This is a genomic window from Paenibacillus sp. Z3-2, assembly GCF_054161325.1.
The window spans coordinates 4,249,708-4,263,091 of sequence record NZ_CP096397.1 but is presented as its reverse complement, the minus strand read 5'-3'; the positions used below and the strand labels follow the sequence as shown (position 1 = coordinate 4,263,091).

General features: G+C 41.9%; 7 protein-coding genes. All 7 read left to right on the top strand.

The genetic code is table 11. From position 1 onward, the window contains the following. The 7 genes from M1D71_RS19085 (at window position 1) to M1D71_RS19055 (ending at window position 13,171) form a co-directional block, all read left to right on the top strand. Window positions 1–912 carry a CPBP family glutamic-type intramembrane protease gene (locus tag M1D71_RS19085; protein ID WP_458123232.1) on the top strand — a complete coding sequence of 304 codons (912 nt, stop codon included), beginning with the start codon at window positions 1–3 and terminating at the stop codon, window positions 910–912. A 644-nt stretch (window positions 913–1,556) separates the two neighbouring features. Continuing rightward, the gene (locus M1D71_RS19080) at window positions 1,557–2,435 is read left to right on the top strand and encodes an SPFH domain-containing protein (RefSeq protein WP_458123231.1); all 879 of its coding nucleotides are present in this window, start codon (window positions 1,557–1,559) and stop codon (window positions 2,433–2,435) included. Window positions 2,436–2,637: 202 nt separating this feature from the next. Then, window positions 2,638–3,393, top strand: coding sequence for a peroxide stress protein YaaA (gene yaaA, locus M1D71_RS19075; protein WP_458123230.1), 756 nt, complete (start codon window positions 2,638–2,640; stop codon window positions 3,391–3,393). Between the two features lie 365 nt (window positions 3,394–3,758). Continuing rightward, window positions 3,759–7,058 carry a hypothetical protein gene (locus M1D71_RS19070; protein ID WP_458123229.1) on the top strand — a complete coding sequence of 1,100 codons (3,300 nt, stop codon included), beginning with the start codon at window positions 3,759–3,761 and terminating at the stop codon, window positions 7,056–7,058. A gap of 31 nt (window positions 7,059–7,089) precedes the next feature. Continuing rightward, the gene (locus M1D71_RS19065) at window positions 7,090–11,895 is read left to right on the top strand and encodes an RHS repeat-associated core domain-containing protein (RefSeq protein ID WP_458123228.1); all 4,806 of its coding nucleotides are present in this window, start codon (window positions 7,090–7,092) and stop codon (window positions 11,893–11,895) included. A gap of 11 nt (window positions 11,896–11,906) precedes the next feature. Continuing rightward, the gene (locus M1D71_RS19060; protein ID WP_458123227.1) at window positions 11,907–12,278 is read left to right on the top strand and encodes a DUF7674 family protein; all 372 of its coding nucleotides are present in this window, start codon (window positions 11,907–11,909) and stop codon (window positions 12,276–12,278) included. Between the two features lie 260 nt (window positions 12,279–12,538). Beyond that, entirely contained in the window at window positions 12,539–13,171 is a 633-nt protein-coding gene (locus M1D71_RS19055; RefSeq protein WP_458123226.1) for a hypothetical protein, read from the top strand. The last annotated feature ends 213 nt before the right edge of the window (window positions 13,172–13,384 follow it).

The window sequence follows — 13,384 nt, the reverse complement described above, 5'->3', positions numbered from 1 at the left end:
ATGATTAACAAACTAACAATGAAAAGCGCAGGCTGGATTTTTTTTGTATCCTATGTCACTGGTATTATGCTGTCGGGATGGATGAGCCTGAATGGGAACGAGCATCACGAGAATCTCATGTTGTTTCTTGGATATGTATCGGTAGGGCAGATCGTATTAAACGTGCTGCCCGCCATCATTTGGTGCAGATATCAAAAATTAAACTTCCGAAAGGTATTTAGGTTACATAAGGTCTCATTGAAAAATATCGTATTATCTTTGGTTATTTTTGCGTTGAGCCAAATTATTTTATTGTTTTTTCATCAGGTAACCCAAGTATTCTCCTTATTTCTTGGAGGTTCCTATGAGACTTCACATTACCCTGTTGCCAATTCACTATTTTCTTTTGGTATCCTTCTGTTGAGTATTGGCATCATTCCACCTATATGTGAGGAGTTACTGTTTCGAGGTGCTCTCATTACTGGTTATGAAAAGCGGGGACTCTTACTAGCAGCTGTAATAAGTTCATTTTTATTTGCTCTGTTTCATGATAATCCCTATCGACTAGTCGAATTATTCGGATCTGCCTTAGTTTCTTCTTTACTGGTAATAAAATCGGGATCTATTTACCCAGGTATTATCGTTCATATAATAACGAACTCATCCTTTGTGATTAACTCATATATTATTGGAGGAGATATGCTGGAAGGTATTACACAACCTGAAGGCCCAGAAAAAAGTGTTATGCTGATGACAGGCTGTGCATCTCTTATCGTATTCTTTATTTGTAAATGGCTATTTACCTTATTTGATCTTCCTAAAAGAGATGTGGAGGATAAGAAGATTAATGCCTCCTTAGTAAGTTCCTTCGGTTGGCTCATTCCTATTTTGTTATCTGTCCTCGTATTTATTTTTAAATATACGTACTTATGACTTGGGAAGAAGATACATGAAACGATGTAGATATCGTTATGAGGAGGCTATGGAATACCAATTCCTATGAAATAAGTCTTAGATTTGGTTCGCATAGGTTACACATTCGAAAAAGCCATCAAACAATTTGATGGCTTTTTTTGGTGACAGTAGGGCAGTACTGGCTACACGAACGCCACTTTCTTGACAGGAATAACCGGGTACTGGACGTCCATTCTCACCATTTTCTTCACTACTTTACCTCATAGTAGCTCGATCTTGGGATGCTCACAAGCCGTAAATATCAAGCCGGATCGCATAGGGCTACAAGAAGCGGCACTGGATATCCTTGAAACCGAATCGAATTTACAAAGTATATATAAAGGAGGATATCATTTGTTAGGTGTAGATTTGGATGAACGGAGAAGTAACATTTAGACAGATGTAGAAGAAGTTTAAATGAACGATGCGGATTCCTTCGTGCAGATGAGGTTTGTGCTCGATTACATCCATAGAGGGGAGGACGAATATGCCGTTTATTGGGGGAATCATTTTAATTTTTATCCTAGCATTTATTCTCTGGTCATTAATGTTCCCACTATTCAATAAAATAGGTAGTAGAATTTTGAAGAAATACAATAAATTCAAACAAGAGGAGAATGGTGATGAAAAATTCAAAGACGTTTAGAGTAGGGGCGATTGCGGTTGCATCCGTTATTATTGTGGGAGTATTACTGGTGACCTTCTTTTTAACACGAATTCCTAATGGATATGTTGGGGTCGTGTATTCACCAAATGGAGGCGTAAAAGATAGTACACTGAGTCAAGGGTGGAAACTCGTTGGAGCATTCGATAAAGTGACGAAATATCCTATCCGAATTCAAACGGTGGAATACAGAGATATTCAGATTGCTACTTCTGACGGGAAAAACATCACAATCGATTTTGCTTACAACTATCAAGTAGAACCTAGTAAAGTATCTTCTATATTCAATACATTTGGGCCAATTAGCATTCAAGAAATTGAGGATACATATCTCAAAACACGTTTCCGTGATGCAGCTCGTAAAGGTATTTCCAAGTTTACAGTCATTGATGTTTATGGTGAAAAGTCATCCGAAGCAGGCTTAGACGTCGAACAACGTTTTTCTGATGATGTTAAAGAGTTAGGCTTTATTGTATCCAACGTTACCGTAGGTGTTCCTCAGCCTGACGCCAAGACTCAGGAAGCAATCGATAAGCGTGTTGAAGCTTCTCAAGAACTGGAACGTAAAACGACTGAACTGGAGATCGCCAAGAAAGAAGCAGATCGTAAGCGTGTGGAAGCACAGGGTAATGCAGACAAACTATTAATCGAAGCAGAAGGTCAAGCTAAAGCAAATAAAGAGCTTCAGCAATCATTAACAAGTCAACTCGTTGAATATGAAACAATCAAGAAATGGGATGGAGCACTCCCATATGTGAGTGGATCAAACACGCCAATGATTCAATTGCCGACTACAAAAACAGAGCAAAATAGCGGCGCGGGGAGCGTATCTCCCTAATTAATGATTTGAAATGCATGCCTTGCTTTCTCACCAATTTAATGTGTTGAACTCTAATGAACAAGCCGGTCCAATCGTGGGCTGACTTGTTCATTTTTTTGAGTCTTTTCAAAGGTTAGTTAAGCCTTGACATTGGATTTACCTAGCCGATCCTGTACAATGAGTAACGACAATAACAACGGTAGATTAAGGATGGATCAGCATGATGAGAATTATCATATCACCAGCTAAAAAGATGAAGATTGATACCGATCTTATGGCTATCGCGCAGATGCCGCATTTTATAAATGAGTCAGAACATTTATTAAGTCTGCTTCAAAAGTTATCCTATGACGAACTCAAAACGTTGTGGAAGTGTAACGATGCAATCGCCGAACAGAACGTGGAGCGGATTCGGAATATGAATATAAAAGCAAATCTTACACCAGCCATCTATGCCTATGAGGGCATTCAGTATCAATATATGGCTCCGAGTGTTTTTCAAAATGAGGAACTGGCGTATCTGGAGCAGCATTTACGCATACTATCCGGTTTTTATGGCATGTTACGCCCTTTGGATGGGGTTACCCCTTATCGGTTGGAGATGCAGGGCAAGCTGCAAGGTCCAGGTTTCAAATCGCTCTATCAATTCTGGGGCAGCAAGTTGGCAGATCAGCTTCAAGCGGACAGCAACTGTATTCTTAATCTGGCTTCCAAAGAGTATAGCAAGAACATCACCCCTTTTCTGAATGAGGAAACCCGATTTATCACTTGTGTATTTGGACAAATGGTCGAGGGGAAGCTTGTTGAAAAGGCAACCCGGGCCAAAATGGCTAGAGGTGAAATGGTACGGTATATGGCAGAACGGAAAATTACAGATGTGAAGGATGTTAGAAGCTTTGATCGGTTAGGTTTTGTTTTCTCAGAAGAGAAGTCGGATGAGAGCAATTATGTATTTATATATTTAGTGGGACAGTAGCCAGATTTCCTCTGATCATACACCAGAATGATAACTATTTATTTACTCAAAAGTCGCCAACTGGCGGCTTTTTTATTTTTCAGGTAATAAATCTAAATCCTTGTCCAAATAGGAAGACATTTAACTTCAAATGAAATAACATTTCAACTTCGTCCAATCTTTCATTCTATTTCGAATGAATCAAGATAATTACAGGTTATATTCATTGTTATCTGAAAGGGGAAAGGAAAAAAGTCCCTGAAAGTAGGGACTAATTAACTATGTCCTAAAATAAGGAAAATGACGATAATGATTTATTAGGCTCCATTTATACCACTGATGAGGAAGTAAATGGAGAAAAAATATAAAGGAGGAATATGAATTTCATGAGTTTAAGAAAAGGTTTTATTGTCTTTCTGATGGCTTTGTTGTTGATTGGAACCATGTACCCAACTAGCGGTTATGCTCTTTCGGATCAATCGGATGCCATAATAACAACTGAAAGTAGCACCGAGAATGTCGATGTTTCTATGGAGGATACAGCTTTAACAGACGACGAGGATCTGGATGGTATTGATCCGGACGTCCATGAAGAACCAGAAGGTGTAGACGAAGATATAGAAGATGTGGAAGGTGTACCGACAGTGACGGAGGATACCTATGAAGAAAATTTCTTCTCTCCTCAATCTATGGCATTAGCCCAAGAGCAAGTTATAGTCATGTATCCTGGTGATTCTTATAGATTCATTAATAATGGAACCCGCTTACGATCCTTGAAGACAGATGCGGCAACATCGAGAAGCAGTTCCTATGATTATGCCGTTTATAAAGCAGATGGAAGTATTTCAACGGATAACATGAATTCGACTAGTAGCTTATCCGTAGGAGCGGGATACACCGCTGTCGTGACTTCAAGTGGGAGCAATGCATTTACAGTAACAATACCTTCTGAATTTACTTATAGTGTATCTGCGAATCCTGCCTTACATAGAGCGACCTTGTCCAAAGGTGAGAGCTATCGGTTCGTCAATGAAGGAACACAAACGAGAGCTGTTAGTGCGGATACCTCCACAACTCAAGACCGGAGATATGACTATGCAAACTACAATGAAGATGGAAGCCTTTCTAGTTCGAATTTTGAATCAACCGGCAAACCATACTTAGGGGGAGGGAACGAGATCATCTTTACGGGGGCCGGAGCACAGCCTGTCACCGTTGGACTTCCGTACGAAGTATATACCGGTGAATGGAGTGATGAGCCAGCCTATACGCGTACGACTCTACAACAGGGCGAGAGCTACCAGTTCACCAACATCAGTTCCAAATCAGATGCGCTCCAAAGTGATGGTTCCACCAAAGATAAGCATGACTATGTCGTTTATCTTCCAAATGGAACAGAAAGTTCTACAGGGACGAATACATCCACTAAGCCTACTGTAGCAGCAGGAAGAACCGCTGTTGTAACCTTGGTTACAGCAACGCCTGTAACATATGGTGTACCCTATCGGACATTTGATGTCCAAAAAGCAGGTGGTGATGCGATTACTCGAATTACTGTATATCCTGGAGAATCTATGATTTTCAGTAATAATGGTTCGTTGGCCAATCCGATAAAAAACAATGCCAGCAGTACCAATGGAGCCGTTTTTGATTACGTCCTGTATACAGCAGAAAACGTCGTTCATTCGGATGGTTTTAACAAAAATACCAATCCGATCATTCGCTCACAAGGGTATGCGATTGTGACGGTAGCTGGGCAAGTCCCCATTGAGTTTAGTTACACAGATGATTTCTCGGTTGAAGAAAGCATGGAACCCGCATACCATCGCGTGACACTCAAACAGGGAGAAAGCGTGACATTTTGGAATAACAGCACCGATCGGGAATATCTAGACAGTGATGCTTCCACCACCCAAGGTCGGATATTTGATTACGTCACCTATTATCCGGATGGCACAGAACGGAGTACAAGAAAAGCAACAGCGGTTGAACCTGTTGTTTTTTATGGAAATAAAGCAGTAGTCACAGGTGTATCTGCTCAACCTGTAACTATAGGTGCGATTTACACCATTTTTGATGTAGAGGATCGACCAAATGAAGCGCTAAGTAAGATTACCGTGTCACCAGGCCAATCGGTCAAATTCCATAATGGGGGTTCACTTAGTAACCCAATTCGGAGTAACGCCAAGTCGGTAGGTGCTCTATATGATGTCGTGGTGTATAAAGCAGACGGTAGAGCACATAGTGACAAGTTCAATAACAATGGTAGTCTCGCTACAATACCAGCCGGTGGTGAAGCCATCGTTACGGTTGGGGGAAGTACACCTGTATTATTTGAATACACGGATGATTTCTCGGTAGTGGATAGCCAGGAACCGGCTTATCTGCGCGTGACATTGAACAAAGGTGAAAGCTATGCCTTCACCAATACAAGTTCGGATTCGGAAAGGCTCCGAAATGATGCTTCCAGCAGCGCTGGGCGGGTGTATGATTACACGATTTATAACGTAGATGGAACAGTGTCAAGCAGTAGAACAGCAACAGCGATCGAGGCGTATGTCTTGGGTGGTAAAAAAGTTGTCGTTACCAACATCTCAGATCAACCCATAACGTATGGTGGGATTTACCGCGTTTTCCGTGGACAAGATGATCAAGTCCCTTCACCAGAATCGGAAATCACTGTTAACCAAGGGCAGAGCGCAGTATTTACTAATCCGGGTTCGAAACCTGCTCAAATTGAACGAATCGCAGGAGTAACTTCCGTTGTGGATTATACGGTCTACGATACATCCAATAAAGCATTGTATTTCGTGGAAGGTAAAAGTCATGCAACATGGGAGATTCCAGCAGGTGCAACGCTTGTCGTCACCGTAGTATCTTCGGAACCTGTAACGATTCAATATGCCGTTCCTGTGACAGCCATCTCAAGTCAGGAGCCTGCACTTATCAAGCGAGATTTGGCGCCAAATAACACGGTGTTGTTCTCGAATACATCATCCTATGCAGCATTGCTCCTTGCATCTCAAGCAGAAGGAGTGGCCTATGATTACGTTATTCGGGATCAGAAACAAGTCGTTGTTAGGGAAGGAAAGAATGCGGCAGGAGGACAACTCGTACCTGGACATTCTGACATTCAGGTGCATAATGTGGCATCCCAAACGCTGCATCTTGTAGGTCCTTATCGCCACTTTACGGTCAAGGAAGTGAATGTGGAGTTCCTGACCTTGTATGAGGGGGTAGAAACGGTGCTTCCAACCCTTCAGCAAGGCAATGTGTACTATCGTTTTACCCCTTATGGAACTGGTAAGTACCGGATAGCGATCAAAGAGTCAGGAGACTTTTCGATCGAGCCTCGGCTTGAGTTATATGCAGATAAGGAGCTGAGCAGTCCATTAGCTGCTTCAGTGGAGCAGGAGCAGGTGTACGGTGAACAGTATACCGTGCTGGAGTGGGAACTCCAGGGTGGACAGACCTATTATCTGAAGCTAAGCGAAAAGGATGGAAAACCGGTTCAAGGTGACATCAAAGCAGCAGAAATGAACATTCGTAATGATAGCTCTTATGAATACGGCTATGGCAATCAATTGCTTAAAGTCGTTCTATTTACGGGAGATCAAATTGTATTTGAGTATGATCGCAACGGAAATTTGACGAAACGAACGAAAAAGATTTTCCCATTTAATTAAGGATTGTCTAAATCTAGGTTGAGGTGATGGAGTGTTTAAGAAATTAACGATCATTTGGTTATGCGTTATATTGGTTCTTAGTGGGTTCGGTTCTTTTGGATATAGAGGACAAGCAGCAGCGGCGGCAGAAGGTAGGGATTCCCTCCCTTCCGCTACCTACATTACTATCCATAGTTTAAAAGAGCAGTTTGGTATTAAGGAAGATTGGATTGAGAAAAAACTAGATCAAGGTTACTCGCTGTACCAGTTGTATAAAGCTTTACAGACAGATCGCACAGGCGGCGAGGCTGCTGAGAAATGGCTAGAAGCACAAGAAATCAGCGAACCGATCCAAATGGAGGGGCTACGGCCTTCCGGATCATCACAACAAAACACATTCTCGATTAATGCTCTTGGTGAGGATGCTCCAGGTACAGGAACAACCGTGGATGAAACTGGGCTAAATCACGTTGATATCCGGGATGATGCATCGCTTTATATGACGTCTTATGGAGCAGAATCGATCTCTACTGCTACAGGGGAAATGGTGATTCAGAGTACTGACCTTTCTCTGCCTGGACTCATTCCGTTTGATCTGACACGCGTCTATGACAGTGCTAGAGCGAGTGGACAACTCGGCGTTCAATATGACGAAACGACACAAACGTATTCCAATATAGTTACGCCACGTAAGGAAGAACTCTCTGCTGGATTGGGGCAAGGCTGGCGTTGGGACATTCCTTTCATGGAAAAGCGTGGCGATCATCAGTATATTCAGATTCCAGGCGTGGGCTATTACCGCTTAAACGCAAATCTGGAACTGGAAGGTTACGTATGGAATGACTTAAGCGTTAAGCGAGATGCCACTGTGACTGTGAATGGCGTATCAAGCAGTTATCGTCTATCCATCCGTAACGGCTACGATTATCTATTTAATGAAGCCGGAGAGCTGTTGCAAATTACAGATGGCTACCGCAATACCGTGAATTTTGACTATACGACATTGAACGGAAACCAAGCTATTGCACGAATTGAAAACAGCGAAGGTCAGGCGCTGACATTTGCTTATGACAACCTGAAGGTTACTGTACAGCTTGCCGGAACAGATCGGAAAGCAACGTACACGCAACGCGAGGACGAAGGCATTCGCATTTTGCGAGAATACACGGATGCTCTCGATCGCACAACGACGTATACGTACTATTATCCGGAATCCAAATTCAACTTTTTACCTGAGTTGCAAAGCAACCAAAATGCTCAAGGTGTGATGCATACAGCGCTGTTATCGCGTATTACAAGCCCTTCATCGGCTATAACGGATTATGCCTATATTCCGGCGCTGAAGCAGATCGGCGAAGCTTCCTCCCATTTCGTATTCAAAGTAAGAGAACGCAAGAGCCAGTTTAGTACAACGGAAGGCGAAGGCGTTCTGGACAAGGTTAACTTTGAATATTCTGGAGAAGACCTGGAAGCATACGGTCAATCCGCAACATGGGCAACGAAAGTGAAAGCAGAGAACACTGTAGATACTTGGACGTTCTCCAAAATGTTTAGCGCTGCAGCGCATCCAGGTTTGGTTCACGCAGATAAGCACACGTTAACTGGAGATGACGTAACTTTTTCCACGGAGTTCCAGTACGACAGTCAAACGAAGCGAAACCTTCCGACTCAAATGACGGAGTGGGTTAGTGAGGGTGGACGTGCAGGCGAGAAGCTAACCACGACCATGACCTACGATGCCAATGGAATGGTGACGTCCGAAAAACAAAGTACAGGACAAGAATCTACCTATGCGTATGAAACGGGTAAGGCTCCATATCACTGGATCAAACCTATTCGTTCGACCAGCAAGATTAATAGTACCTTGGAGAGATACACCGAAACAACCTATAACAGCCAAGGTTCCGTTCTGCGGAGCACAACTAAAAATGGATACGGCGGGCAGTTGCTCACTGAATCGGAAGTGAAGCTGGATGATAAAGGAAGAGTCATCAGCACCACAGATAAAGGCGGCTATTTAGCTAAAGACAGCGTAGTGACGTTGAGTTATCAGGCTAATGCAGGGCATTTGGTGGAATCCAGATCCATAACCGTGAATGATGCTGCTGGTAAAGCAGAAGCCCTCGTGGAATCGTATCAATATACGAATGCTGGTGAACTGGAAAAGACAACCGATGCATCCGGGGAACAGGAATCGTATCAGTATGATAAGAGAGGGCGACTTCTACAAATCGTCTATGCTGATGGTACGAAATCAACTACGGCGTATGATGATGTTAAGAACATCATTACAAATACATCGGCTGATGGCATTGTCACAACCGAGCGGTATAATCCGTTAGGTCTTTTGGTAGAAGAGCAGACGGCGGAGGCTACGCACAAATACGCCTATGACCGCGAAGGTAATGTTACGGCTGTTGAGGATGCTGAAGGCAATGTTACGAGAGTTGTAGTCGACGCGTTTGGACAAGCGATAGAGACAAAGTATCCAGACGGGACCACCGGAACAACCAACATTGATGCTGTGGCCCAAACGGTGACCTATAAGGATGCTGCTGACAATCAAACACGGGAGAAGAAGGATTTACTTGGTCGAGTGACGGCGGTGGAGGAATATCGGAATGGTGCATATGTTCCGTTACAACAAACCGAGTATGATATCGATGGTAACGTAATTGCATCTATCGATGGTAACGGTCAACGAACGACCTATACGTATGATGCGCTTGGACAGATCACAACAGTAACCACACCGAAGCAAGAGACAAGTCGCTACTTCTATAGCTATCAAGGCCAAGTGACACAGATCGTATCACCGAATACGCAAACAGTCACCAAACAGTATGATGAATTGGGAAGACTCATTAAACAGACGCATCCGAGTCCAGCCGGGTATGCGACAACGTTATATTACGATAAGAAAAGTAATCTGATTAAAAAACAGGATCGACTTGGGAAAGTAACAGAGTATACGTATAACAGTGACAACATGCTCACAGGTATGAAAGCACCGGATACGAATGTATCCTATACGTACGACGAGATTGGCCGCAGAACATCGATGACCGATGACCATGGAAAGACCACGTACAGTTATCGAGCAGCAGATGGGATGTTGAACGGACTGACGTTCCCGGATGGGACACGACTTGATTACGAAAACAATACTCAGCAACGTCTAGGGTATACCTTAACGGATGCCAAAGGACAATCCTTGCGCATTCACGGCGAAGTAGATGCCATGAATCGGGTAACCTCCATGGATATTACCTCGGGTTCAGGAGGGGCTTCTGCACTCGCAGCATCGGGAACGACGCCTGTGGATCGTATGACATTCAGTTATGCGTCCAATAGCTTGCTGGAGAAATTGTCGTTTGGCAAGGGCCTCAGCACAAGCTACCAGTTCAATGGCTATGACCTGTCGGGAATCACGATCTCTCAAGGGACATCTGCGGTGCAACAGTTCGCCTATGAATATGATGGTAATAAAAACATCACGTCCCGTACACAGAACGGGGAAACCGATCAATACACATACGATGAATTGAGCCGGATTCAGACCGAAACGGGCACGCAAAAAGAAACGTATACTTATGACCCGAATGGTAACCGGTACAGTACCGGAAGTGGTAAGGTATACGGTCTAAAGGATGCACAGTATACGTATGACAGCCAGAATCGTCTGATTAAAGCAACGGGTGAAGGCAAAACGGTAACCTACAGCTATAATGGAGATGGACTGTTGTATGAACGTACGGAAGGCGACCAAACGATTCGTTATTACTACGATGAAGAAGCCAAACTCATGGCTGAGGCCACTGTAACGTCTGGAAAAGCTGAGCTATCATATGCCTATATCTATGATCTGTATGGGCAATTATGGGCTCGCCAGGACAAGCAAACAGGTAAACTGGAATACTACCAGTTGAATGGTCATGGCGATGTCGTTGGCCTCGTGGACGATGCAGGCAAAGTGCTGAACAGTTACACCTATGACATCTGGGGTGGACCGTTAACGACGGAAGAAACCGTACCGAATATGCTTCGCTATGCCGGAGAATATTGGGATGATACTGTAGGGCTGCAATATCTGCGAGCACGCTGGTATGATCCAGGCATGGCACGTTTCATCGGTGAGGACACGTACGAAGGGGAACTAAATGATCCGCTGAGTTTGAATTTGTATTCGTATGTGAGTAATAATCCGTTGAAATATGTAGACCCGAGTGGGCATAAACTTTTTCCAACAGGTACAGGGTATACAAATCGACAAATTGTAAATCATTGCTCAAATGTGGGTATAAAGACTTGCTGGAATGAGTTTTATTCAGGTTCTATAAAAGCTTCCATGGCCGTAGCAAACTTTATGGTTATTGATGACATTAACACAATCCGTGATGCGAATGCTTCAACTTTCAGCAAAACTCTTGCTGCTGCTAACTTTATACCTATATCTAAGTTTGTAAAAAGTGGAAAACTGTTTTATAAATTAGTGTCATCTTCAGGAAGAGAGATTGAGAGAGCCATTGAGTTCTCCACATTACTTTCTAGTAAAAAAACGGGTCATATTGGAGAACTTCTAAAGGACTCTGCTCAGAATCCAAAATTAAAAGAGGTAATTAACCAGTTATGGAGACCTGAGAAACCAGGTTATATAGGGAATGGAGGTACAGCTGATTTTGTAAGGAAACAAATTAAATATGGTTTGTCACTAGGACAGACAGATCATATAGTTAAAGCTAAAGAAAGACTGAAAAATTTACAGAAGATTATGGCTTCTGGTAATTTAAATGAAAATGATTATGCTCTTGCAAACGCGATTTATAGTGATTTGAAAAAGGCTTTGAATGGAAAATAGGAGGTTGAAGAATGGAAAGTGACATTTTAATAAATCATTTCTTGAGATTGTTTCCTACATTCCACGATCGTTACTTAGAGCACTTGGATTTTAATCAAGAGTTTCTAGGACATGTGTTTTTTGGAGATGAAGTGTCTACTTATGTTGAAGGATTGCTTCGTGAAAATACTGACATAGAACAAATTGAAAAGTTCTTTAATTTTTTTGAATGGATGGCGACTCAAACAAGTCTTTATATTGTACAAGTGTTATCTACTACAATATTATATAATCTTGGTGGGCATACGGATATTCTAAAAAAAGCACAAAATTATATGAAGCCACATACTAAAAAACTCTCTCAAGAAATAGAAGATTTACATTCAGGGAAATACTTTTCATAAAATAATCGACTGGAGTTTATTTGGAATTTTATGTTTCATTGCAGATCAACGCTGATTTTAATCATTGGGGAATTCCGGGGAATTCCCTTCTTTTAGGTAATATATATAGAAATTTAAGGATACATGTACGACATGCAACCAAGTAAATAGTATTGGAACAAGTCATCATCAAATACATACAGAGGACAAGTATCAGAATAGTCAGACCTTGGGGATGGTAGTATAGCATGTAGCTTCATGTCTGGTGTGGAGGTGAAGGAGTGTCGACTTGGATTAAATTTATATGGATTGCAACTACATTAATTAATTTATCAGTATTTATTTGGTTTTTAGTTGGGGCGACGTCTAATTTTCAAAGATCACTAGATTTGGTTGGTATGCCGATCATGCTTTTCTATGGAGTACCTTCTCTTATTGTTAATATGATTTCTATTGTAATTCTCATAAGGAAATGGAATTCTCAGTTAAGTGTAAATACCATGATTGTGGGGGGAGTGTTCATCTTTATACTGTTGTTCTGTACTCCGGCTTTTGTAACTGCATTACAAAATACGGTGAAATCAGATCAAGTAGAAAGTGATCCGGTCAGTTACACATCTGATCAGAAGTACCAGTACAATATCGAATTAATCAAGATGTCACAGAGAAATAATCAGGTTAATTTAATTGTAAAAGATGTTTCGGGTAAAGCTGAAAAGAAAGCCATTCCATTAGATCTGGACACTGAAGAGATAATAGCTTTAACCACTGGGCCGGGATCCAATTGGCAGTGGGCTGTATTAGAACCTACAGAAAAACCTGAATTATACAAGCTTACCACTACCGAAAAGTTAGGCATGCATAAGGTCTATATGATAGATATTGTAGAAGGGTCTTCGCAAGAAATTAAGTGAACAGACAAACAGAATTTGAATTGCTCCCTGTTTGGTGATTTCCAAGTTTTTAAGCTAATGAATATTTTGAATGGTTTGTTTTAATCGCTCCGCAGAGAATTGAAACATTACAAAAAAATATTAATTTGCTAACAATAATAAATTGATGATGCGTTCTTTAATTTTGATGAATAAGCCAGTCCGCTAGTGGGCTGGTTTGTTCATTTTTTGTAG

What these genes read in the sequence shown, in the direction of transcription:
- M1D71_RS19085 (WP_458123232.1), top strand. Translation starts at nt 1, where the DNA reads ATGATTAACAAACTAACAATGAAAAGCGCAGGCTGGATTTTTTTTGTA.
- M1D71_RS19080 (WP_458123231.1), top strand. Translation starts at nt 1,557, where the DNA reads ATGAAAAATTCAAAGACGTTTAGAGTAGGGGCGATTGCGGTTGCATCC.
- yaaA (WP_458123230.1), top strand. Translation starts at nt 2,638, where the DNA reads ATGATGAGAATTATCATATCACCAGCTAAAAAGATGAAGATTGATACC.
- M1D71_RS19070 (WP_458123229.1), top strand. Translation starts at nt 3,759, where the DNA reads ATGAGTTTAAGAAAAGGTTTTATTGTCTTTCTGATGGCTTTGTTGTTG.
- M1D71_RS19060 (WP_458123227.1), top strand. Translation starts at nt 11,907, where the DNA reads ATGGAAAGTGACATTTTAATAAATCATTTCTTGAGATTGTTTCCTACA.